Annotated in this window: 23 protein-coding genes and 1 pseudogene; 8 read left to right on the plus strand and 16 right to left on the minus strand. The window is 41.8% G+C overall.

The window, feature by feature from the left end; all coding sequences use genetic code 11:
• Window positions 1-63 precede the first annotated feature (63 nt).
• Together BS333_RS21415 and BS333_RS21420 are read right to left on the minus strand one after the other, a co-directional pair.
• Window positions 64-213: pseudogene (locus BS333_RS21415) on the minus strand (IS6 family transposase); the annotation flags it as partial.
• A gap of 65 nt (window positions 214-278) precedes the next feature.
• Window positions 279-1,415 (minus strand): hypothetical protein, encoded by a 1,137-nt coding sequence (locus BS333_RS21420; RefSeq protein WP_021711922.1) that lies wholly within the window; start codon window positions 1,413-1,415, stop codon window positions 279-281.
• Between the two features lie 383 nt (window positions 1,416-1,798).
• Here BS333_RS21420 and BS333_RS21425 point away from each other — a divergent pair, with 383 nt between their 5' ends.
• Window positions 1,799-2,443, plus strand: coding sequence for a DUF805 domain-containing protein (locus BS333_RS21425; RefSeq protein ID WP_033004595.1), 645 nt, complete (start codon window positions 1,799-1,801; stop codon window positions 2,441-2,443).
• Window positions 2,444-2,519: 76 nt separating this feature from the next.
• Here the strand turns inward: BS333_RS21425 and BS333_RS21430 are convergent, their stop codons facing one another.
• On the minus strand, window positions 2,520-2,906 hold the full coding sequence (locus BS333_RS21430; RefSeq protein WP_033004597.1) for a hypothetical protein: 387 nt from the start codon (window positions 2,904-2,906) through the stop codon (window positions 2,520-2,522).
• Between the two features lie 255 nt (window positions 2,907-3,161).
• Between BS333_RS21430 and BS333_RS21435 the strand changes: the two genes are divergently transcribed.
• Window positions 3,162-3,761 carry an SUKH-3 domain-containing protein gene (locus tag BS333_RS21435; RefSeq protein ID WP_039990984.1) on the plus strand — a complete coding sequence of 200 codons (600 nt, stop codon included), beginning with the start codon at window positions 3,162-3,164 and terminating at the stop codon, window positions 3,759-3,761.
• Window positions 3,762-4,445: 684 nt separating this feature from the next.
• On the opposite strand, the gene BS333_RS21440 is transcribed toward BS333_RS21435, so the two are convergent.
• Genes BS333_RS21440 through mobH form a run of 4 tightly spaced genes read right to left on the minus strand, consistent with a single transcriptional unit; the run spans window position 4,446 to window position 8,593 of the window.
• On the minus strand, window positions 4,446-5,450 hold the full coding sequence (locus tag BS333_RS21440; protein WP_021709927.1) for a hypothetical protein: 1,005 nt from the start codon (window positions 5,448-5,450) through the stop codon (window positions 4,446-4,448).
• Window positions 5,451-5,482: 32 nt separating this feature from the next.
• Complete coding sequence (locus tag BS333_RS21445; protein WP_021709928.1) at window positions 5,483-6,139, minus strand: PFL_4669 family integrating conjugative element protein; 657 nt, start codon at window positions 6,137-6,139, stop codon at window positions 5,483-5,485.
• Complete coding sequence (locus tag BS333_RS21450) at window positions 6,129-6,662, minus strand: STY4526/YPO1902 family pathogenicity island replication protein (RefSeq protein ID WP_021709929.1); 534 nt, start codon at window positions 6,660-6,662, stop codon at window positions 6,129-6,131. Before BS333_RS21450 ends, BS333_RS21445 begins: the two co-directional genes overlap by 11 nt.
• Complete coding sequence (gene mobH / locus BS333_RS21455) at window positions 6,659-8,593, minus strand: MobH family relaxase (protein WP_021709930.1); 1,935 nt, start codon at window positions 8,591-8,593, stop codon at window positions 6,659-6,661. The genes BS333_RS21450 and mobH overlap by 4 nt, the downstream gene beginning before the upstream one ends.
• A 987-nt stretch (window positions 8,594-9,580) precedes the next feature.
• On the opposite strand from mobH, the gene BS333_RS21460 reads away from it, so the two are divergent.
• Complete coding sequence (locus tag BS333_RS21460; protein ID WP_021709931.1) at window positions 9,581-9,898, plus strand: helix-turn-helix domain-containing protein; 318 nt, start codon at window positions 9,581-9,583, stop codon at window positions 9,896-9,898.
• A gap of 46 nt (window positions 9,899-9,944) precedes the next feature.
• Window positions 9,945-10,253 carry a transcriptional regulator gene (locus tag BS333_RS21465; protein ID WP_021709932.1) on the plus strand — a complete coding sequence of 103 codons (309 nt, stop codon included), beginning with the start codon at window positions 9,945-9,947 and terminating at the stop codon, window positions 10,251-10,253.
• Between the two features lie 107 nt (window positions 10,254-10,360).
• Here BS333_RS21465 and BS333_RS21470 read toward each other — a convergent pair whose 3' ends face one another.
• Window positions 10,361-11,410, minus strand: coding sequence for a replication initiation protein (locus BS333_RS21470; RefSeq protein ID WP_021709933.1), 1,050 nt, complete (start codon window positions 11,408-11,410; stop codon window positions 10,361-10,363).
• A gap of 644 nt (window positions 11,411-12,054) precedes the next feature.
• Between BS333_RS21470 and BS333_RS21475 the strand changes: the two genes are divergently transcribed.
• Together BS333_RS21475 and BS333_RS21480 are read left to right on the plus strand one after the other, a co-directional pair.
• Window positions 12,055-13,257, plus strand: coding sequence for an AAA family ATPase (locus BS333_RS21475; protein WP_021709934.1), 1,203 nt, complete (start codon window positions 12,055-12,057; stop codon window positions 13,255-13,257).
• Between the two features lies 1 nt (window position 13,258).
• Window positions 13,259-14,227: a ParB family protein gene (locus BS333_RS21480; RefSeq protein WP_021709935.1), complete on the plus strand. Its 969-nt coding sequence runs from the start codon at window positions 13,259-13,261 to the stop codon at window positions 14,225-14,227.
• 303 nt (window positions 14,228-14,530) lie between these two features.
• Here BS333_RS21480 and BS333_RS21485 read toward each other — a convergent pair whose 3' ends face one another.
• From BS333_RS21485 to BS333_RS21495, 3 genes are all read right to left on the minus strand, one after another.
• On the minus strand, window positions 14,531-14,956 hold the full coding sequence (locus BS333_RS21485; protein WP_021709936.1) for a hypothetical protein: 426 nt from the start codon (window positions 14,954-14,956) through the stop codon (window positions 14,531-14,533).
• A gap of 97 nt (window positions 14,957-15,053) precedes the next feature.
• Window positions 15,054-15,578 carry a RadC family protein gene (radC, locus tag BS333_RS21490; RefSeq protein WP_021709937.1) on the minus strand — a complete coding sequence of 175 codons (525 nt, stop codon included), beginning with the start codon at window positions 15,576-15,578 and terminating at the stop codon, window positions 15,054-15,056.
• Window positions 15,579-15,656: 78 nt separating this feature from the next.
• On the minus strand, window positions 15,657-16,067 hold the full coding sequence (locus BS333_RS21495; protein WP_021709938.1) for a hypothetical protein: 411 nt from the start codon (window positions 16,065-16,067) through the stop codon (window positions 15,657-15,659).
• Window positions 16,068-16,666: 599 nt separating this feature from the next.
• On the opposite strand from BS333_RS21495, the gene BS333_RS21505 reads away from it, so the two are divergent.
• Window positions 16,667-16,912: a hypothetical protein gene (locus tag BS333_RS21505; protein ID WP_021709939.1), complete on the plus strand. Its 246-nt coding sequence runs from the start codon at window positions 16,667-16,669 to the stop codon at window positions 16,910-16,912.
• Between the two features lie 66 nt (window positions 16,913-16,978).
• Here BS333_RS21505 and BS333_RS21510 read toward each other — a convergent pair whose 3' ends face one another.
• Window positions 16,979-17,230 (minus strand): hypothetical protein, encoded by a 252-nt coding sequence (locus tag BS333_RS21510; RefSeq protein ID WP_021709940.1) that lies wholly within the window; start codon window positions 17,228-17,230, stop codon window positions 16,979-16,981.
• Between the two features lie 137 nt (window positions 17,231-17,367).
• Here BS333_RS21510 and BS333_RS21515 point away from each other — a divergent pair, with 137 nt between their 5' ends.
• Window positions 17,368-17,610 (plus strand): hypothetical protein, encoded by a 243-nt coding sequence (locus tag BS333_RS21515; RefSeq protein ID WP_021709941.1) that lies wholly within the window; start codon window positions 17,368-17,370, stop codon window positions 17,608-17,610.
• A gap of 217 nt (window positions 17,611-17,827) precedes the next feature.
• On the opposite strand, the gene BS333_RS21520 is transcribed toward BS333_RS21515, so the two are convergent.
• From BS333_RS21520 to BS333_RS21535, 4 genes are read right to left on the minus strand one after another with little or no spacing between them, the layout of a single operon-like run.
• Entirely contained in the window at window positions 17,828-19,414 is a 1,587-nt protein-coding gene (locus tag BS333_RS21520) for a conjugal transfer protein TraG N-terminal domain-containing protein (protein WP_021709942.1), read from the minus strand.
• Window positions 19,405-19,680 (minus strand): hypothetical protein, encoded by a 276-nt coding sequence (locus BS333_RS21525; protein WP_021709943.1) that lies wholly within the window; start codon window positions 19,678-19,680, stop codon window positions 19,405-19,407. Before BS333_RS21525 ends, BS333_RS21520 begins: the two co-directional genes overlap by 10 nt.
• Window positions 19,680-20,957, minus strand: coding sequence for an integrating conjugative element protein (locus BS333_RS21530; RefSeq protein ID WP_021709944.1), 1,278 nt, complete (start codon window positions 20,955-20,957; stop codon window positions 19,680-19,682). The genes BS333_RS21525 and BS333_RS21530 overlap by 1 nt, the downstream gene beginning before the upstream one ends.
• Window positions 20,958-20,976: 19 nt before the next feature.
• Window positions 20,977-21,930: a TIGR03756 family integrating conjugative element protein gene (locus tag BS333_RS21535; RefSeq protein ID WP_021709945.1), complete on the minus strand. Its 954-nt coding sequence runs from the start codon at window positions 21,928-21,930 to the stop codon at window positions 20,977-20,979.
• Window position 21,931 lies beyond the last annotated feature (1 nt).

Here is a 21,931-nt window from a genome sequence, read left to right on the forward strand (position 1 = left end):
AAAATAGAATATGTGACTGAGGTGTCTATCTGAGCACCTCTTTATTGCGCTTATGAGAGAAGAATAAATCGTGGAGCGATTTACGAATATACCGCATTTGGCCAACATATCACTGAGGTTTGCGTAGCTCATTGCGGTAGTGCCATACCACCGCACACACCATAAGATAAGTTCAAGGATGAATTGTCGCCATTTGAATTCAGACTTGGCCATAACGCATTACTCGGTGATGAATCATAGTGAAAGTCTGGCGGGTTGTGAGGTTTTGCAACAAGCCCTCATAGTTCACCTCCTTTGACAAAATCACCGTTATTCGCAAAGGCATTGTAGAGAGAGGAGTCCGTTGCACTGTGTCCTGTCCCAATCTGCTTCCACATCAAATAAGGACCAAATCTTTTATTGTCCATGAAACGACTTAATATCACTTGCGCAGCTCCGTAGCGTACAAACTTTGCATCTTTGCCTAAAACATCAAAATACCGCAATGTCCCAACTGCGCGCGGGACAATTTCTTCCATTTGAAACGTTTTGTTCTCGACATCAATAAGATAGCGCTTAGTATAAGTCTCAGCCCAAGCATAGCGACCATCTGGGCTAATCGAGCGGTTTCGAAACCTAGCGTCTCTGACGGAGCTCGTTTCGTCCGGAATAACCTCATACAAACGCTTATCTTTACTCTCATCATAGACACCAACACCTAGGTCAGACACGATAATGCGTTTCCCTTGATAGATAACAGAGAATTCATTAAATTTAGTTTTAATTTTCTCTTTATCACCCGTTGCTAAAGTATACTTCCAGTGTTTAAATTGGTCGTCATAATAGAGATAGCTGCTGTCCTCTGCCCATAAAAATTCAGGGTAACCCCGTGAGTGCCCCAACTCCGTATACTCTCCAGTTTTCAGATCTTTAATCACTTTGAACATGCCTTCGCCAGTCGAATAGGCTAAAGCTAAATAGCGATTATTCGGCGACATCCGCATTAAACGCACCATCCCTGTAAACTCATCCGCGACCAAACGTAAATCGGTACCATCGGTTTTGATGCTCCAAACTTTATCTTTCTGATCATAATGGTCTTCTGCTTCCTTTCTGGCATTATCCCAACGAAAAACCACACGAGGTAAGTCATAAGAGGCTTTATTATTTAAATCTTCTCGTGGCCACTCTTTCGCTTTAAAGACAAAGTACCTAGGTTTTCCCGTCCCTTGGTCGTAAATGACGTAGTTATTTTCCGTAATATAAACACGGCCATCTTCCCAATCTTGAGCATTTTTTGCGGCGATGCGCTCTTCTACTGTTTGGGGTTTCTCAACTTTGGAAGTCGCCATCGCTTCAGTTTGGTTAGCGGGCTCTTTTTCACAGCCAGCAAGCAAAGTCAGTGCGAGCAGACACACTGTGTAATGAGTTTTCATGGTTTATTCTCTTGTTATTCAAATAAATGTGACGATGTAAAACGCGGCTTATTTGGTTGGTTTATATTGATCTCTGATTGGATTTTTGCATGAAAATAGATACTCATAAAGGTACCTCTTTTCATGCGTAATTTCGCACCAAATTCAGGTATTTTAAAAAGTGGTACGCAAGACGATTTTTGACCGAGTTTGATTATGGTCGTGACTTCAGAGTTAAATTGTTTTAGCAATAAAATATTAAATTGGTATTATACCTAAATCATTGATATTGAAGTGGTTGTTGTTTTCTTAGTGAATTCACTGAGAAAGGCCTTATAGTGCAAAGTCTACAATTACTCTCCCCTCAAGACGGTCGTTTGTTTAAATAAGTAGGATTGATACTGATGAAGTGTAATAAATGTAATAATAGTTTTGATATTAAAGAGCTGAAAAAAGTTGAAGGGTCCTTAATTTGTAAAAGTTGTTTTTCGTTATTGCTGGATGACGCTCTGTCACCGAGGAGTATGAAAAAAAAATCACCTATTAATAAGAAAAGTGAACTCAAGAGTAAGAGCCCTAGATTGGGACGAGTAGAGTTTACTTTCTACATGATTATCGTCTGGTTGTTCTTACCAGTTTTTACACAGTACATGATATTTGAGTTTTTGAACTACCCAATTACCCATCAACTTTTGTCAAAGGAGTTAATTCTAGCGCTAGATGGCTTTAAGCCATTGCAAAGTTTGCGTTTTGATAGTGGATATAGTATGCATTACAATGCAATGAGCCTCTGGATGATTCAGATTCCAATTTCTCTTATTTATGCTCATGGTCGATTGAAAGATATTGGTTGGCATCCTGTATTATCTATAGTGTTAGGTTTACCTGTAATCAACTTATTACTTTGCTTTTGGAAAGGAACTCAGGGGGAAAATAGTTATGGTTTACCTACTGGTGAGGCTACATTAGGTAAAAAAATAGTGGTCTACGGTTCACCCATAATTGTCCCTTTGGCTTTGTTAATTATTGGTAACAAACTGTACGGCTGATAGACTTGCTGCAAAAATTTAAGAGGTGCTCAGATGGGCACCTCAGAAACACCTTTTGCACCAAGCCACTTTGTCGTTAAGGCTTACCATCAGCTTTTTTCTTTAGTTTTTTATCACGCCTGTTTTTCCTCCACTCTCTTCTTGACGCTTGATACTCATCTTTACAATACCCTTTAATGATATAAATAAAAGTACAAACCAGAAAGCAGAAAGCAATTAAACCAAAAAACGCGCTTGCGAGTAATGAAAAAAACTGAAAGAATTCAGGAATTTCTATTACCCTACGATACCCCATTTTGTAGCTCGTCATTGTTCCACTATTATATTCCTCCCAGAATGCGGCAGACATAAGGCCCAAAAATATCCCACCGACCAGATGCAATATTATTCGACTGGTACGATAAATAAAAAAGTGAAATTTTTTTCGTGAGCGATAAATTTTTCTTTGAGTACTGAATTTCATGAAATGATGCGTTAAATAGCTGAATTAAATTGACTATGGCGAAAATAACACTTCTTCAGGTTTGAGAGCAACTAAATCATTCATTTAATTGTTATATTTACCTTTTTTATCAATCACTTATAATGTTAAACTTTCAACAAATCTATAGATTTAAATATCTTCATTTATCTTGAAATAAAGTATATCAATAACAATCATATAACCTAAAAAGAATGGGCTTGTTGCACCAAGGCCGTAAAGATGGATTAATAGACAATGCAACAAAAAAATGAAGAGTATTTAGTCTCCATAGGTTGGAGTAGTGAACGTATGGTTGAATTACCAGAAGAGTATTCTTCCTATTCAATCAATGACAATATCAAAAGAATCCTGAGAAATATATACGGTCTCACTTTAATTGATTCGGATGGTTATAAGAGACCTTTACTCCTAACGAGTAAGGACTTTGATCGCGTAAAAGAAAATGTTGAGGAAATGATTGAGGATTATAAACTCCCTTTAGATTTGTGCCCAATTGGCGAAGTGCCTGAATTTGCAGCTTACCTATATATAGATAAACATGGGAATTTTTATTACTCAGATGGAGAACTATGCTTTTTGGGTTCAAATCTAGATGAGTTTATTGAAACGATAGTTTTCGAGGAGAGGGATATGATCGGGATTGACGAGCCTGAGCCTTGCTGTTGTGTCAACTATCCAGAAGGAATTGAGAGTAAATTAACATCCTCGCAAAGGTTAACGTATTACAATTCGACAACACCGGCCCCCTGGGTGTATGACATCGAATTAGGTCTTATTCCGCTGAAAACTGGTTTTTTGCAACGATTCAAGTCATTTCTAAGAATGACAAAGTGATTGAAGGGTTTGTTAAGGAAAGCGGAGTTCCCCCGTGCCCTGACTCATTCGATTTGACTGGTCACCCTATGAAAAGCGTCTATTCATGGAGGAGCTGCGCGACGACATATAGAATGAGCGCAGCGAAAATCAGTCAACGTAAGGCTTTCCACATCCGTGGTATAAATGCATTAGAAGTGGCTTAAATCTTGCCCCTCCTCCCTGCTAGACCCGGTCGCTTGCGACCAAAAATGCGGTTGACCTATCGCGCTCTCAGGGCTTATCGCCATGCTACTGATGGTACGTGTCAATGGGGGCCCGTTCCCATGCGCAGAGAAAGATCTTAGATGTGTTGAAGCCAATTGCGCTGGGAATGGGAGGTCTCAAATAAAGCATGAAATGCGACCCTCTATTTTTATCTATTATTTTATCTATTAACTTCAAATAACGGCTATGGGGCATAGCCTTCTTTTTTAACTCCATTATCTAACCCCCTACTTATTGTGTAAAACAGAACATTTGAACAAAAGAGAGGCAGTTCTGTGGATAACATCCATCCAACATCGGTGGCCAAGTCGAGCTAACCGTGCTGAAAAACGGAATGAACGCTATAGATGTTCAATTTAACATTCCATTTGGTTATATAAAAACGTTAGACGTACAGAATCGACCTCAGTGAAGAGGCATAAACATCAATCTATGTATCTAGGGGACAGTAGAGAAGTTTCGAAAGCCAGAAACTGGCGCGACTTGTTCAATCAAATCGTTAAGGAAGGAGGCCTGCACTCGATCACGAACGCTATTGGCCAAGCATGAGAAATTAACCCACTTAAATATGAAACCATGACTCTTCATTTTGCTAACGCCAGCTTCAATGAGAGACATAACATTATTGTATCGCGTCACTTTGAACTCTCTAAAGAAACGCTCTGTAAATTGCTTATAGGAGGCCGCACTGCGAACAATCGTTACCTTGTCACCGTTTGCGTTTTCCACTTCGACCGGCACGTTAACGGCCATAGTTTGAAGAAGACCAGAAACACGTAAACGGTGAATAGCGCTATACCAGGTGTTCTCACTTATCTCAAAACCAAAGCGAAGCATAAAAGCACTACGTAACTCAGAAAAAGCGACAGGAGTGATGCCAGAGCCTTGGCAGAGTCGCCCAATACGTCCGCCGGCGAACTCGGTTGACGTCAATAACACTGCAAGCACTTGCGCCATACGGATCCTGACGATTCTTTGGTTCATACCAGGGCAAGTGGCACTCAGGCTGGGTAAGACGCTGTAATCATTAATCAAGTTCTTACAGCGGCTTAAGATCGCTTTATAATACACCGGCAACGTAACGCGACCCGGTTTTATGTTCCCATTAATATCCAGGGTAATCCGCTCAGGGTTAAAGCCAGGCAATTGGGTATCACCCGCTTCAATGCTATCTTTCAGTTTCATCCCAAGCTTTCTTAACGATTGCTGACGACGCTGTTTGTACGTCATCTCCGCTTCTTCACTTTCTGGCCTTGGTGCCTGGACATGCACGCGGGTTGGCGTCACCGTCTCATCAATAACGCTTTCACCCTCAATTCCCTCTGATTCGACATTAACGCCATCGGCCAGGTGTTCGAATATATCATCGAATTGCGTATCACCCTTAAACGCTTTATTACGCGTTTTTTTATTCTTTGGTGCCTTCGCTTTGTTCTTTTTCATTTTCTATCCGTAGCCAATGACGTTTTGTAGACTTAAGCGTTAATTTCAGGCGCAAACTGCGCTCGTTCGATACCTTCAAGCACTTCTAATGGAATTGCGCCTAATTTTTCTTGAGCGGCTTGCGCTTTTGCATTATTGCTTGCGACATCATGGCGAGTGATACCAGAATGTTGCATTTGAACAGAGAGAGTGATGACGTTTCGTATCGCTGACAGTGCTTTACTGCGATAGTCTTCCGTTTCCTTACGCGTGATCTGGGCTTTGAAATTGGCATCAGATAAACGAACCATTGTGATATCGAATTGCTCGATAAGAGCAACGAAGCGCCAGCCAAAACGTGTGGTTGTTTTGATGGTTTTGGTGATCGGATCTCGGCTAAGTGCCTCGTGGTATGACACTCGTGAAGTGTTGCGCACAGGCAGTGCCGCTTCGATTTCTTGACACGTTCTCATGGCCGCATCTAAAGCATTTTCGATAACAAGTAACGCATAATCGGCATACGGGTCATTTTGACGCGCTGCATACTCTAACGTTGAAGCTCTCGAAAAGAACACACCGGCACCCAGCGATTTACTCTTCTTTGATGGGTTCCATAAGCGCAATGTATCAATGCTATGCAACGCAAGTTCCGCACTTGCAACCAACGAGCCTAGTTTGTTTTTCTTTTTCTTCGTTTTATTATTGGTCATATTTGTTCCACTCTTCTAACTCTTTCCATAGCGCACACAGGCTGACCTGATAGGTTTTTGCAATTTTCAGTAACGCCTCTGCGCTGATTTGTTGATATGGCCCTTCCGCTTGTAATGCTTTGCACACCGCACTGTGCTTCTTATGTGCAATACTTCTTGCTCGAAATGGCGGCTCAATGGTTAAACTCGATCTCCAACTACTGCACTGTGCTGCTTGCACGTTGAAGTATCGAAACATCATTTTGTTATTCGCACCGTACTCAAGGTAAGTTTTATATTGCTCCGGCACGTCATCATTCAGCTCGTCCAACACGCTGTTGACGAATCCTCTAACGTCTATTTGGTTTTTGGCTACGAGTTGATTAATTTCGTTAAGAGACAACTTGTTTAGCTGAATGATTTGTTTATCACTCACACCTACAGTTTTGAGCATCTCTCCTTGGCCCGTTCCTGCTAGGTAAGCAAGTTTTGCTACAACCACATGACACAGCTCACTTGCTAATACATCCCTGCTTTGAATCATTCTTTGTTCTCCAATGTCACATGCGGATTAATCGCATATCGCTCTGACCAATCTGCAGTGATTGGAAATACAAAGCCATTGAGTGCTTGGGTTGCCTCTTGATTAACCAACGCTTTATGTACGTTTCGGCCACTTTTATTAACAATGTGGCGTCCTAGGAACTGTAACCCCTGCTGTACTTCGCTATAACTATTCTGTTTGCCGTATTTACAACGCTCGTTGATAAACGTGCGAAAGGCTGTAGGGGAAACGACAAACAACCCCTGCTCAACACGATGGAACATCGCATCTTGCTGATTAACTTTATGAACGCCTCCTTTCAGCACCGCATCAATCCAATCACAAAAAGCGATGCCCAGTTCAGCCCCCTTGACTCGACGAAGGTCGATTTCCTTCAAAAGAATGTGCTCTTTTTTAAGCGCCTCAAGTGCATCTTCAACACCGTCTTTTTCTTTATTCATCTCGTCAAAAGACAAAGTCATTTCTGGCTCAGAGTCTTCTTTTACTGTGGCAACGGCTTGAGAAACTGGCTCAGACACTACGTTCTTTGTATCAACAGGTTGCGATGCTGGCTCATTCAACGAAGTCATAAACTTCATTAAATCCTCATTAATCTCCTCTTTCTGTGGAGCACGGGAATCCGTTGTCTCAATCTCAGGGGAGGCTTTAGAAATTGGTGCAGTCTCTTTTTCTTTGTCACATGCGCCTGCTTCTTTAGAGCCCGGTGAATCCTGATTCTCAATCACTTCGATATGACCTTTGATCTGCTCAAGCTTTCCTTCTGGCAGTAACGACGGCCAGTGAACACAAATGAAAGTAAACGTCTTTTTCCAATCTTGTTCTGATAGGAATACCTCACACTTCCAGATAGCAAGATCTTGTTCATTAGGTCTTATCAGGTTGTGTTGCTGCAGTTCATTAAACAACTTTGAATTACTTTGTGGCACTGAAGTAATGCCACGCTCAAGCAAAGCCGTGCGAATACGATCAGCAATGGGTTTACTCATCAAATAAATATGTTCACCATCGACAAACCCCTCTGCGCCTTTCTTGTTGAGCGGTATCGTGCCTTTCTCAAGCAAATGCGAGAGTGTCAATCGCAATTGGCTGGCCAACGATGTCGGCGCTCCACGCGCTTTCTCTGCAGCGAGGTTAATGCCTTCTTTATCCGCACCAAGATCTTGTGCCACGCTGGACGCATCAGCCTGAATAACAATTTGAGAAATCACATTGTCTGGGTTCTTATGCCCACTTAAATATTCAACCATCGTTTGATACAGCGCTCTGTCACTTGAAATTGCGAGCATTGCATCATGGCTAAGTACATGACCTAGTAGACTGTGGCCAGTGTATTGGTGAGTCGTGTATTGGCGTTCTGCAAGGTATCGGCATCGGTATGGTTGAGTGATCGGCCCTAATGCTAAACTCCATTTTGTTGGCTCAGAGTTTGGCTCAAAGAGCTCTATCTCAACGTCATTGATTTTGCCGCTGTCATGCAAAAGTGCACAAAGAAAGACGCCGTAAACCCACACGATTTCACGATGGATCACGTCTTCAGGTGCCGTATTTGGTGGCAATATGAAGTTGCGGCGGATACGCATCGCGTAGATAGCAACATCTAAACTGTGCAATAGCAGACCGCGTTTGCCTGCGTGATGGTAAGACTCAGAAGCCGGCAAATCTTGGCAGTACATGGCGTAATTCACGACCGTATCCACGACAAACTCTTGCCAAAGCTCAAACGGCAACGCAAGGCCACTGCGCTTTAAGACTCTAAGTTTATCCTGGATAATCTCATCGTTCCCCAAATCTTCACTCGTTCTTGGTACGACGAAGCCCTCCGGCGCAATGATGCCAGAGCATGTTTTTCTTTCTGATTGTTGAGGTTCACTGTATAGCCAACTAAAAAAACGCTGAACGCTTTGGAACATCCCTATCTACCTTCTTACTTAAAAATTATAAATAGCTGTACATACATACAGTATTTTATATGAATTTTGATGCAAAAAACAGGGCGAAAGCCCATTATCTCCAAGGAACAGATGCACTGAGTCCTGGGGAGGTAAACCCATTTATTTTTAGGTAGTAAAGATGCCAGACACAGTATAAAAACACCGTGTAGACTGGAGTTAGCGACTTATGCGCAATTTGGTAGGCCCTAGGCTCTAAAGTGTACTCCCCAAAACAAGGGGGTCACAGTAAGTTAAGAATGCTTTCCAATTTCTCTCTGACTAAACAGAGGAAACCGCGACACGTTTCAGAAAGCCATTTAAGGGGGTTGCCCGTGTGCTTATATGATATGAATTATTCTGGCGTAAACATATTCAAAGTAATTATAAAATGCAACTTAAACATCACATTTGTTGCATTTTTGTCGCTTACTTCGTCATTTAAGTATAAAAGTCACCAAAGATTTAAAGAGCTTCGATTGATAAGCCACTTGATTGCATTGTTTTTTGGATAATAGATCACAAAAAAGTGCACCACAATAGAAAACCAATTGCATAAGGTAATGTTAAGCATTGCTTATTTACTAAGCATTAATAAATAAAACATAAAAATCAACAACTTGTAATATCAATTAACACTTTAATTACCTTTAAATTACAGTTAGTTTTTCAAGAAATTAATTCTAATCGATTGATAATTAATCATTATCTGGATAATCCTCTCTCATCCATCATGGCTTAGGCACTTGACATAGAAGTTCTGTTAATAAAAAAAAGTCGGACTCATTGCGGTGAGTCCGACACAGGTGGCGCGAGTGGGTTGAAAGCGCCAAGGCTCAACGACATAAATGGGCTGGTTTTTAAAGAGCGTATAGCTAAAATATACACGTATATCTTTATTGTCAATTCTTTTAGTGGCAAACACCAGTTATGATCTCAATGTGATGGTATGACAACAGAGAAGAGAAATTGCCTGATTCTAATTTACAAAAACGTTTAAAAGCTCTCGTTAGTTCAAGCACTTTAAGTCAATCCGAGATCGCTCGCAGATTAGGCGTAACACGAGGAAGTGTTAATCATTGGCTGAATGGAGGTAGCATTTCAACTGATAACCTCTTATCACTATGTGCCCTTTTGAAAGTTGAAATTAGTGAATTAATTGGAAATGATTCCTTTATCGAGCTTGAACCGCTTAAAGTTCGTGCAATTCAAATGATAAAAGAGCTACCTGATAAACATTATTATAAATTAGAGCACGTAATCAGTATTCTCGAAGATAAGGAATAGCGATTAAAAGCAGTTTGATAAACCTCTAGCTTTGTATGGAGTGGAAATGGATAGTCTTGAAAAACGAGTACATAAAGCACTGCTTGAAAGCACCCTGAGTAACTCAGAAATAGCACGTCGTTGTAAAGTTGCCCGTTCAACCATACCTTTGTGGAAAGAAGGAAGAGCTATTAGGAGTGATAATTTAGCGAAAGTCTGTGAGATTCTCGGGATAGATGATTCCCTTGAACTGTCTTTGAGGCCGATACAAAAAAATCTCGTTAGAACTATATCAGCTCTACCTGAAGAGCATGACCATATACTAAAGTCACTTGAAACGCTTCTACAAGCTCTCGACCAGAAATCAAACACATGAAAAGTAATGTGCTTCCTTGAAGAGCTTAGCTCTGTAAACTCGCAGACACATTTCTATGCTAGAAGGCAAGTAAACATCCCTCACTTGCCGTTCAAAGTGAGGGGTAATTATCCCTCTAGGTTGTCCAAGTCCGCAATGGCCTCCTGAGCCTCTCTTAGTAAAGTGAAAAACTCACCACTAAGGTCATAGCCATCTGTTCCCATCTCAACCAGATTAGCTTTGAGATTGAGCACCTCATCCGTAGTTGGTATACAACGCTTTTCAGTGATATCTAGGTATGTTCTAAGTGCATCCTCATATTTCAACTCACCTTTTTCAGACGTCTTCGCAGGTCTATCTGATTGAGTCCACTTGAATAGGAACTTTATACCAACAACTTTTCTTCCATCTTTTACGTATGAGAAACCATAGTTACCTGTCTTCTCATCAATTTGGAAGCTGATCCTAGATTCCTTTTCGTCGATCTCCTGAATGGCTGGCTTTATAATTCTTTTTATAAAATTAGCATTAACAGCATAAGTCTTTTTCAAAATCTTACCCTGCTTATCAAGTAAGCCAAAAAAGCCATGAAGCTCTTCAATACTCTGAGCATGAAGCTCTGTATGTGGAGATTTAAACCGACAAAGCATCGTGTATAGCCTTTTGCCATGCTCAGTTTTTATTTTCCTGAAGGATTTGTGAGGGATCTGAGCGTGACCTTGTGAAATACCCAAGTACTCAGTGATCAACTCATCGTTCGGTTTGATTGTTAAAGTTCCATTTTGGTACTTAACACGTTTGAAAAGAGGAATAAAATCAAATGAGTTACCTTCATGAGTAACACCTATCTTCTTTTCAGATAAACGTTCTGATGGTTTGTAGAGGATGTTATATAGATCCTCCTTCTCTACACAAAACCAATCGCAAAGGATCTTGCTCTTGAATTCATAACTAGGTGATATTGGGGTCTTACCTGAAATAAAATCTTCCCATTGATCTTTGTGCAACCTAGACAACAGTAAAGCGAAAATATCATGTTCAACAGGTGAGAGTGATAGGCGAGAAAAGACAAGTGCGTGGGATTTCTTGAAAAAGTCACTATGAATATCTGTAGATACAGCGCTAGTAATAGTACCTTCCTTATGTACTTTTGAATCCACAACCTCATTCCGCTTCATAACTATTACCTTTTACTCCGTTCAATCTTTAAAGATTACTTTTTGTCGCCAACTTTAGGTTAACTATGACTCTCTACTCCGCCCAAATCGGAGTAAGAGGTCATTTAATTAGAATTATAGCCATAAAAACCGGAGTAACAAGTCATAGAATAACGATATCGGCATTTAGAATGCTCTTTTGCGGAGTAAAAGGTCATAGTTCATCAAATTCCCCACCAATTAGGCACACAAAGGGAAAAAAACTCACAGAAAATCAATACTTATCGGAGTAAATGGTTATAATTAGCGGAGCAAAAGGATCTAAAAGCAGGAGTAAGAGGTAATAGTTAGCGGAGTAAAACGATCTATTAACCGGAGTAATAAGATCTATTTAGCGGAGTAAAAAGTAATAGTTAACCTCTCAAGGCATTGAATATTAAAGAGAAAGTCGAATCTATATAGTATTATAGATCCTTATAGATCTTCATAAATAAAATATAACTATTATAGAGATGTGGAAATGTGGATAACTAGAATTATCAATGAAATACACACATCAGATCTAGAAATACCGTAAAAAAAGATATGCAGAAAGACAAACTGTAGTGTAAAATGCAGGAATAAGGTATTTTTGCTAAAATGCTGCACAAACGGAGATTTCTAGCATGTCTAATAATCACATCACAAGAATAGCTGAACGTTCTGTGAGAATGTTATCTGCTTTAACAGATGAGATAAACAACCACAAAGCTGAATTTGATGTTGTTGACTTCTATCAGCACTATTCAAAAGCTAATGTTGCCAAATTACCAAAGCTGTCAAAAGCAATCGTAGACAAATCTGTAGCTGAGATGGAAGAAGCTGGTTATACGTTTTCAAAACGTAAAGCTGGAAGTACTCACGTTTATGCGATGAGCATTCAAAATATTATCGACATCTACAAACATAGAGACATCCCTAAATATAGAGATCGTCATAAAGAAGCATTTATTGTCAACATAGCTAGTCTAAAAGGTGGTGTATCAAAGACTGTAAGTTCAGTGTCATTAGCACACGGTCTAAGAGCACATCCTCATTTATTGCACGAAGACTTAAGAATTCTTGTGATTGATTTGGATCCTCAAGCTTCAGCGACAATGTTCTTGTCCCACAATTACGCTATTGGTTCAGTTGAGACCACAGCAGCACAAGCAATGCTCCAAGATGTAACTCGTGAAGAGCTTCTAGAAGAATTCATTGTTGAGTCTGGCGTTCCTGGAGTAGATGTGATACCTGCTTCGATTGAAGATGCATTTATAGCATCCAAATGGGAAACTCTCTGTGAAGAACACCTGCCAGGTCAAAACATTAATGAGATCCTTCAAACGAATATAATTAATAAAATAAATAAAGATTATGATTTTATATTCGTTGATAGCGGGCCACATTTAGATGCATTCCTCATCAATGCCCTATCCTCTGCAGACATTTTGATGACGCCAGTTCCTCCTGCTCAAGTAGACTTTCATAGTACTTTGAAGTACTTATCGAGACTTCCTGAACTATTTTCAATCATTGAGGAAAGCGGCAACTCTCATGTTCCCAAGGCTAACATCGGCTTTATGTCTAAATTAGCGAATAAAGCAGACCATAAACTTTGCCATAGTTTTGCGAAAGAAATCTTTGGTGGTGATATGTTAGATGCCGCTCTACCGCGTTTAGATGCTTTTGAAAGATGTGGTGAATCATTCGATACCGTAATTTCTGCTAATCCTGCAAACTATGCTGGTAGTGCTGATGCATTAAAAAATGCACGAGTTGCTACCGAAAATTTCTCAAAAGCAGTATTCGACCGAATTGAATACATACGTTCTGAACAGGTAATGTGAAATGAAAAATCGTAAAACTATAGGTAGAACTCTTGCTACAAAAGAATTGATCAGTAAGTCAAATTCCTCAGAACCACATTCACAAACTTTCACCTTGGCATCTGGAAAAAAAGCGACCTTTAAGTTAAAGCATATTGATGCAAACCGACTCAAAGAAGTAACTTTCGTTGAGATGTCTACGAATGGGCGTGACCAGAGTGCATTAACTGAAGCTGCAGTATCCGATATCACACGTACTCTTGGGCTGAATCAATTCTTCCCTGCGATTGGCCGCAGTTGTGACGACAGGCGAATTGAGATCCTCGATGGCTCTCGCCGTCGTGCTGCAGCTATATTCATAAACACTGGGCTAGACGTTTTAGTAACAGATGAACACCTAACGGTAGCAGATGCTCGTCAACTTGCGGCAGATATTCAAACTGCTCGAGAGCACAACTTACGTGAAATTGGTTTGCGTTTAACTATTCTGCGTGACAATGGCATGGACCAGAAAGATATTGCCTTAAGTGAGGGGATGTCGGCTGCTAAAGTAAGTAGAGCGATACAAGCAGCATCAGTTCCTCAATCTATGCTGGAACTGTTTCCTGTTCAGTCAGAACTCACCTACCCTGACTATAAGATGTTATTAGAACTTGATAAGGCTTATTCAGAAAGGCAATTAGATTTATCTGCTTTAGTACAATCGGTTGGTGTTCAGCTAGAAAAGGTAGACTCTCAACTGCCAGCTGAGCAGTATAAAGATGTGTTAATCAAGTTATACAAGGCTGAGGCACAGCTACAGCTCTCCGTACCTAAAAAAGCTAAAGTCATCACTAAGCAGTTAAGAGACTTTCAGGAAAAAGACAAATTTGCGCGTCGAAAAGAAGGCAATAGAACGGTGAATTATGAATTTAGTCGTATGCCAAAAAGCCTTATTAAAGAAATAGACGAGGCGGTTGCCCAGTTACTGAAACAGCATTTTGATGATTAAGTTTCTCCACTTTGATTTCGTTTTTAAGTTATTGTTTTTAAAGGCTTTTTGTTTTATTTTGGTTTGGATTTCAGGGTGAAATCGCCACTTTTAAGTATTGCGATGAATCCCTTTCCCTTTTTGGATAGGGCTTTTCCCTTGGGGAAAACCCTTCCCTTGTCCCTTTACCCTTTGGCGCAGCCTCCCTTTTCTTGTTCATTGGGTACACAAGCAAATAAAAAAGGAGAGCATTACTGCCCTCCCCTTCTAATCGGTTTAATTTTTATATTCTAGCTCTTCACTTTTTTGAACGTTTTTTTACGCTCAGTACTGGTTGAACTTTGCATCCAGTAATTGAAAGTGGATGTAATGAAAGGTACAGGTACCTTTTGGTAAGAATATAAGATTAAACAGTTCTAAAACCTCTTTTTTCAATAGTATTAATTTTAGTTCTGTTACCGAACTAGCATTAATATAAGGCTTGTTTTTCAATTCTTGGCGCAATTGCTCGAGAATTGAATGAGCTTTGAAGGCAGAGCTTAAGTCTTCGCAGCTAATATTCATGTCATAGTCATCGATAAACTCACAAAGGTTACGAACCTCGTGAAAATCACAGTGAGAACAATTTAGCGTTTCACGTTGATTGAGCACATCACCAAGTCTTTTATCGTCTTGTAGATTTTCTGCCTTATCGTGCACTAAGTTAAAGTTACTCAGAAAAGTAACTTGTATGTTTAAATTTTGGCTCATAGATATGCCCTAATCTCAAATTCTAAAAAGGACAATACCTAGCCATAAGGACATGTATTGCCCTTATGGGTTAAGTTTTTTGTTGAGGTGCTAGTTATTAAACCCAGCCCCTCTCAGCAAATGAAATTACGGTTTCACCAACAATGAAGTGATCCAGCACTCTCACATCAATCATGCTTAATGCATCTTGTAGTTTTCGAGTAATGCGTTTGTCAGCTTGACTTGGTTCAGCGATGCCACTTGGATGATTATGACAAAATATCACTGCAGCCGCGTTCCACATTAGGGTGTGTTTTACAACCTCACGAGGATAAACAGAAGCAGCATCAATTGTGCCATAAAACAACGTCTCAAATTTAATGATCCGATGTTGATTATCTAAAAACAGCACACCAAATACTTCTCTTTCTATGCCTTGTAAAAGGCCAGAGAGAATATGCTTTGTGTGTTCAGGACTACTCAAAGCTTCACCTTTAGCAAAACTGTCAGCAGCCATTGCGTGGGCAATTTCTAGTAACTCTTGAGGTGTCACAGGCTGAGTAAGCTTGTAGTAGTGTTCTGAAAAATCATTAACTTCAAGTTTTAGTAGCTTTCCATTACCGTAAGAGTTTTTGTAATTCATAAGGGCTCCAAAGTAAAATGGAGCCCCCATGAGGAGCCCCATGGGTGAGTGAAGTGGTTGTCTATCTAATCGATGGACTTATGACTCAATGTATTTCAAAACTTCTTCTTTCGTCGTAATGATTAACATCGGTATTTTTTCATTGCTGAGTTCAATGCTGCAAAATAAATCGACAGGCTGATTAATGTAGATGCTATCCACTGTTGGCGGTTTGCAAACGGTGAACGTAACCTGCGAGGATTCTGGCACTTTCCGTGCTGCTCTCCAGGCAAGCTTTAGCAACTGACGTATCAAGCTGTCTTGCGAGCATTCTTGAAGTGTTTCAGGAACATTAACAACGGTGTTAAATGCCAACCGACTGATGCCAGTGCATTCAAAGTAGAAACCCGCTTCTTTGGCTTGGTTTGTGATATCCACAAAATCCAATGCCTCCACCTCTAAGGTTTTCTCTTTGATGTGCTTTGAGAATTGCGGTTGTATTTTTTCCATAAAATGACTCCTTAATAAAGGGAGTCATCCCTCTAGGAAATGAACTCCCTAGAGGTAAGTAATGGTTACAGGTTGTTGTGGTTAAGCTCTATTTGCTAGTTTTTTTGCATACCACATAATGAATATGGGTAAATAATTGCGCTTGATGAGCGACAAATATGCAGAAAAGTAAGCGGTAGAGATGTTACTGCTTACGACTAGCCAAAGGACAGTGAGTAAGAGACCCCAAAAAACCACGTTAACGAGTAAAGTTGAAAAGTCCATGTGTTGCTCCTGTAATACAAACAGGGAACACTTGCCCACAGGGAAAGGTTCCCTGGTGGGTGGTGATAGCGCCAAAGCTTGCGCTAAGGGCAGTTAAAGAATGCTTTCCAATTTCTTTCTTGCTAAGCAGAAAGAAATCGCGACACGTTTCAGAAAGCCATTTAAGGGGGTTGCCCGTGTGCTTAACACTTTACGTCAGTGTTCAACGAAAACGGCCCGAGGTTAATTGAGTTTAGGGAGGATTGTCAACCACTTAAAAGAAACAAATTGTCCAGATGAATTGTGTTAAGTTTCATAACGGAGTAAAGTCAAGTTATGAGATGCAAGGAGGTACTATGTTAGCGTTTTTGAAGAGATGGCGTCAGGCCTACCTCGAAGACAAATCCAATCGACTACACGCAGAAGCCGAAGCTGAACGTAATGCTTTGTGTGCAGGAGGTATAAGTTTTGATGAGGCGGAAAGTGCTTTAAATCACCTAAATAAGAGTGATGCTATTTTGGATGCATGGGTTGAGGCGGAAGAGCAACTTTATGAAGATAGTTGGGTTAATAATTATTATGAAGATACGACACGTTACTAATATAGTTTAATGTAGAGCTATGACACCTACTAAAGTTGCCATAGCTCTTAATTACCTACCTATTTTTTAGCTTTTGAAAAAATTTCTAACTGCCCCGGCCGCCGTATTCCTAGCCACATCAACGCCCTTTTGAGTCGCTTGATTTACTTTTTCAACGGCACTGTCTATCGAGACGCCATTGACTTTGTAACTGGTGTAACCCAGTATCCCAAACCATACAGCTGACACAATGGCGTAAAAGGCAATCATTGTCAGCTTTAAGATGGAATTATCCATGCCGTTCATCATTCCTATTATTGGGTTGAAGTTGTCGTGCATGTTGTATACCCCTTCGATCAGTTTGCTGTCTAATCTACTGCACAGTTTCTACTTAAATAAAAGTCACAACTAGCTAGACTTATTGCGTTAAGTTTCATAACGGAGTAAAGTCAAGCTATGAGATGAAAGGAGGTATTATGTTAGCGTTTTTGAAGAGATGGCGTCAGGCTTACCTGGAAGACAAATCCAATCGACTACACGCAGAAGCGGAAGCTGAACGTAATGCTTTGTGTGCAGAAGGTATGAGTTTTGATGAAGCGGTCTGTTCTTTAAATAAAAAATCGAGTGATGAACTCTCCGATTGGCTGAAAGCATTTACTAAAGCACATGAAGAATGTACGGAGTATGAAGAAGATGAGGAGTTCTATAGGTCTTCCTGATAAATTAATATAATGCTTAAGCTCACATGACTTTTCAGAGTATCTTAGTACCTCAATTTAATACAGCTCCTCACTTACAAACATTCTGAGTTATAAGTAACTCGATCACTCTTACCTATTTATATGTACATATAACCTTTCTAAGAAGGCAATTAATTCAGAATCCCATATTCTCTATTAACGGCCTTCTTGGTTAGCCTTTAAAAAGGCATCAAATTTAGACTTTATTACCTATGAATTTAATTACTCTGTCGCTTCCTTTTTGAGCTGTTGTATTTACTTTTTCAACGGCACTGTCTATCGAGACGCCATTGACTTTGTAACTGGTGTAACCGAGTATCCCAAACCATACAGCGGGCACAATGACGTAAAAGACAATCATTGTCAGCTTTAAGATGGAATTATCCATGCCGTTCATCATTCCTATTATTGGGTTGAAGTTGTCGTGCATGTTGTATACCCCTTCAATCAGTTTGCTGTCTAAGCTTCGGCACAGTTCCCACCAAAAGGTCAAAAACTGCAGACCAAAGTAGCTCAGAGTCAGTGACATTAACGTCATCATATTAAAGCCACTGATGGTAAGAACGATGGGGCTGGCAACGATGAGAACGGTGATCATAAAAGCTTGAATCATAGGCATTGCTTCGCGAATAGCAAAATAGGCAGGGCCAATGATTGCGTGACCCAGTTCCACGCCCAAGTAACCCACACCGCCGTTCCAAACCTCTCTGGCTTCGTGGTCAAGCGTCTTGTTTAACACTTGGCCATAGCCACGGACGATGCGACCGTCCGTGGATTGGTTCTCAACACTTAAGACACGTTGCACCAACATATCGGCTTTGTCTTCAGGGGTAAGCTCTGGACCAAAGAAACGGCCAAAGAACCCACGACTGTCTAAGATTTCCCCCACCAATTCAGTGTTGTGCTTCTCAACATCATTAAACAAACGCCATTTCAGACCCGCTCTTTGTCCATCGGCACGCCCGTTTTTGCTCTCCCACCATTCGTTGCAGTAAGGATAGGCTGCACTGGTATCGACTGGTGCGCTGCTGTATTGCTGTTGTACGGGGTTATCCCGTGAGGCATTATATGGGAAATTAAACACGGCCTTCTCTGCTTGTAACTCGTTGTAGCTACTCTTGGGGAGTAAGGGGTTTGTCTTCATAAAGTAATGCCCCCCAAGCCAATTGGCTTCATCAAAGTCATCTTGGTCAACCAATTCTTTACGAGCGGCGGCTTTCATCGCGATACGAGCGCGAGTGAAACATTGCTCGTAGAAATCTTGTGTTTCTTGACGTAGCTGTTCACTGCGGATATCGAGCTGAGAAATTTGCAACATGCTTCGCTCGATGTCGTAGTGACACGGTATCGAAGAAACGGCAGCATTGGTGATGCCTTGCGAAATCGAATGCCACAGACTCCACCAAACAGGGACTAACACTCTCTCACCATTAAAGGTGGTTTGGGTTGATGATGTGGCTCCTGAACTGATGCCAACACCACAGCGCTCGCTGGCGTCTTGGTCAAGCTGGAGTGTGTTGACGTTCGCGGGCCACATCGGGAGGACTGCGAACAAACACACTAAAGTCGCGAGGATCATTTTCACTTCTGTGCGGTTAAGGCTCAGCAAACCTTTATTGCCCTCATCTTCCCCTTCTTGGGCAACCTCAACCCAAACCTGAAACACAATCACCGTCAGCATAAAAATAAGCAAGTTGGTTTGGTTCAAGACAATCATGATTTTGTTGGCGATGTACCAACCTTCCATGGTTAATAGGGCTGAGAGTGGATCATTTACGACCATGCTAGGCCTCCTACAGAATAGCTAAAGATAAAGCCTTCATTGATGAGAAATAATACGAATAAGCCACCACGAACTTTTGAGGGGGATTTGAAAAAAATGACGGTATAAGTCAACAACCTCCAAGCCACAGACATTAACGAATAAGCGTTATTAATCAGGTGTTGGGTATCGATGACCAGCATCAGAGCGGTTGCAATCATGATGATGAACAGACAAAGACTGAAAGTGGTGAACGGGCGTTTCCATTTAGAATTAGATATCGTCATTACTCCTCTCCTTGAGTTCGGTTGCTAAAACGGTCTCTTTTTAAGAACTGGGATGGTGCCGTCTTAGTTGAAGGACGCACCTGAGGTCTTTGATAGCGGTAATCATCCACAACGGCTTGAGCGGTTCGAGTCCCTACCTGTTGGCGCACTTCCGCTTCGTAGCGCAGCATGTCAATTTCACGTTCAAGACGCGTCACCGCATCATCGATGTCGTCTTGAGCCGCATTATGCTGAGCGATATTCACTTCGTATTTTCCTGTCAGTAAAGTGCGACGTGCATACAGCGCTTTTTCTATCGCATGAGATAGGGCCAGTTCGCTTGCAATACGTGACAACGTATTTTTATCCACTTGGCTCTCTTTGAGGGCCTCGATGAGTGCTTTAGGAAAGTGAGAGGTCTCCTTTTGCTCTGTCACCGCATCACGCAGTTCCAACTCCAATTTTTGGCTGTGTTTACTCACTTCTTGGCTTAAACCGATCCCCGGTGTTGCGCCGGTCTTAGATTTGTCCACGCCCGTTTGGACAGATTGACTGCCAATCACGCCAGTCACCCACTCGCTCATGTCCTTCTGCGAATCCCAGTAACGATAAAGCCCTTCTTTTTTGGCCTTTTGACTGCGTTGACTGAGCATGGTGAACCCCGCTTCTACAGCGTCTTTGGTGGCATTAATGGCGGGTTGATTGCGCCCCCCTGCAGAGCGACCATCTTTCCAGGTAATACCGGAATCCCCCATGTCCTTATCGACGTCTTTTTTGGCTTGGACGGCATCGCCACTTTTGACTGCTTGGCTCCAAGCTTTGGCTTTGGCCATCGTGCCATAAGCATCACCGGTCATTTCCACCATGGTTGTGGCCATGTTTTCACATGAGGTATTAATGTCGGCAAAATCGAACTTGCCTTGCAGTACACCATTACTCAACATGTCGTAGAGACCGGGATCTTTCTTTTGGATGTAGCGACCAGGCAAAGCGCTCACGGCTGCGGTAGCGTTATCAAGCATGCTTCCCATGGTGTCTTGAAAGCCTTCGGTCAAGCCGTTGAGCTGATTTTTGATGGTCAGCTTGGGGTCGAGCAGACCGCACTGCAGATTCATGTCCCAGCCTAAACCAAGCTTGGCGGAGTTGAGCTTTCGTTCTCTAGCGGGATGACGAACGATGGAGCCACCGCCCAGTGTGTAGTGGAGAATGTCAGAGCCGTCGATGCTTACGTTAATCGGTGAGCTCGATGCTGAGGAAATGGGCAGAGCGATAAGCAGCGTTAAAAAGGGGAGTTTCATTTTCCAATCCTTGTTGTGATTAATTGCCAAAGTGAGCGAGCAATTTTGCTCCGCGTCGTTTGCAGCCCTTGTAACGTCGCCATACGTTCCAAGCGTATTGGCCATCGTCGGCCATTTGTTTGGCGTACGGATCTGAGGCCATCAGTGTGTCATCAAATTCAGGCCATACTTTTGCGTCGTTTTGACGTTTTGGTAGGAGCATTTGAAAAGCGGTGTCTGAGTTCGTCGCACTGACTGGGCCCGGAGGCCAAAACCCTGCTTTTGACGTGAGGACAAAAGGTTGATAAACCCGGCTTTGGTTTGCTCTTGTGACGAGATGAAGCGCTCGGAAGGCGGCCAAAGCGGAGGCTTTAAAAGGATGGCGCTGCAAAACAAATCCCCCACGAGGGGTAACGTCACCGAAATTGCCCAGTGATTGATTGAGAGGGTTCAGGCCATCGAAAGTGAATCGGTCGGGAATATCAAAGCGCCAACCTATCGGGTCTAGGCTTGAAAGATAATGAGGCATAAGAGGCGTCACACGACTTTCAATAAAAAAGCCAAAACTCGACAACATTGAAAACACCACGGCCGCACCAGGATGCCCTATCACATCCGCATTGTTAAAGCGAAGCGTCGGACTGTCGATACCCTGCACCGTGCCACGACTTCGATGCCCCCCACCTTTGGCCATTGGATTTGGAGCGCCCATAAACGCAAGCTCTTTCCAAGGAGCGTTGCCGGTTTCTGGATAACTCATGACCACGAAATCCGGTAATCGATGTTTGACTTTGAGCGAGGTCGCAACGTGACATCCCGTTAGGCCGCAAGTCAGCCATAAACACGCCCCAATGACTTGGTAATCAAGGCAATCAGGGCAGGCGGTACTGGCCATAATCTCTGGTGTGGTTAAGGTGCTTGCTGATGTTGGTTGAGGAAGGGTGCAAGCCGTGAACATAATTGACAGGACTGTCCGACGAAACCAATTTGGCATG

It is taken from the genome of Vibrio azureus (genome assembly GCF_002849855.1).
GTDB classification, from domain to species: Bacteria; Pseudomonadota; Gammaproteobacteria; order Enterobacterales; family Vibrionaceae; genus Vibrio; species Vibrio azureus.

Excerpts from the sequence above, each read along its gene's own strand:
- BS333_RS21420 (WP_021711922.1), bottom strand. The coding sequence starts at position 1,415 with ATGAAAACTCATTACACAGTGTGTCTGCTCGCACTGACTTTGCTTGCT.
- BS333_RS21425 (WP_033004595.1), top strand. The coding sequence starts at position 1,799 with ATGAAGTGTAATAAATGTAATAATAGTTTTGATATTAAAGAGCTGAAA.
- BS333_RS21430 (WP_033004597.1), bottom strand. The coding sequence starts at position 2,906 with ATGAAATTCAGTACTCAAAGAAAAATTTATCGCTCACGAAAAAAATTT.
- BS333_RS21435 (WP_039990984.1), top strand. The coding sequence starts at position 3,162 with ATGCAACAAAAAAATGAAGAGTATTTAGTCTCCATAGGTTGGAGTAGT.
- BS333_RS21440 (WP_021709927.1), bottom strand. The coding sequence starts at position 5,450 with ATGAAAAAGAACAAAGCGAAGGCACCAAAGAATAAAAAAACGCGTAAT.
- BS333_RS21445 (WP_021709928.1), bottom strand. The coding sequence starts at position 6,139 with ATGACCAATAATAAAACGAAGAAAAAGAAAAACAAACTAGGCTCGTTG.
- BS333_RS21450 (WP_021709929.1), bottom strand. The coding sequence starts at position 6,662 with ATGATTCAAAGCAGGGATGTATTAGCAAGTGAGCTGTGTCATGTGGTT.
- mobH (WP_021709930.1), bottom strand. The coding sequence starts at position 8,593 with ATGTTCCAAAGCGTTCAGCGTTTTTTTAGTTGGCTATACAGTGAACCT.
- BS333_RS21465 (WP_021709932.1), top strand. The coding sequence starts at position 9,945 with ATGGATAGTCTTGAAAAACGAGTACATAAAGCACTGCTTGAAAGCACC.
- BS333_RS21470 (WP_021709933.1), bottom strand. The coding sequence starts at position 11,410 with ATGAAGCGGAATGAGGTTGTGGATTCAAAAGTACATAAGGAAGGTACT.
- BS333_RS21475 (WP_021709934.1), top strand. The coding sequence starts at position 12,055 with ATGTCTAATAATCACATCACAAGAATAGCTGAACGTTCTGTGAGAATG.
- BS333_RS21480 (WP_021709935.1), top strand. The coding sequence starts at position 13,259 with ATGAAAAATCGTAAAACTATAGGTAGAACTCTTGCTACAAAAGAATTG.
- BS333_RS21485 (WP_021709936.1), bottom strand. The coding sequence starts at position 14,956 with ATGAGCCAAAATTTAAACATACAAGTTACTTTTCTGAGTAACTTTAAC.
- radC (WP_021709937.1), bottom strand. The coding sequence starts at position 15,578 with ATGAATTACAAAAACTCTTACGGTAATGGAAAGCTACTAAAACTTGAA.
- BS333_RS21495 (WP_021709938.1), bottom strand. The coding sequence starts at position 16,067 with ATGGAAAAAATACAACCGCAATTCTCAAAGCACATCAAAGAGAAAACC.
- BS333_RS21505 (WP_021709939.1), top strand. The coding sequence starts at position 16,667 with ATGTTAGCGTTTTTGAAGAGATGGCGTCAGGCCTACCTCGAAGACAAA.
- BS333_RS21510 (WP_021709940.1), bottom strand. The coding sequence starts at position 17,230 with ATGCACGACAACTTCAACCCAATAATAGGAATGATGAACGGCATGGAT.
- BS333_RS21515 (WP_021709941.1), top strand. The coding sequence starts at position 17,368 with ATGTTAGCGTTTTTGAAGAGATGGCGTCAGGCTTACCTGGAAGACAAA.
- BS333_RS21520 (WP_021709942.1), bottom strand. The coding sequence starts at position 19,414 with ATGGTCGTAAATGATCCACTCTCAGCCCTATTAACCATGGAAGGTTGG.
- BS333_RS21525 (WP_021709943.1), bottom strand. The coding sequence starts at position 19,680 with ATGACGATATCTAATTCTAAATGGAAACGCCCGTTCACCACTTTCAGT.
- BS333_RS21530 (WP_021709944.1), bottom strand. The coding sequence starts at position 20,957 with ATGAAACTCCCCTTTTTAACGCTGCTTATCGCTCTGCCCATTTCCTCA.
- BS333_RS21535 (WP_021709945.1), bottom strand. The coding sequence starts at position 21,930 with ATGCCAAATTGGTTTCGTCGGACAGTCCTGTCAATTATGTTCACGGCT.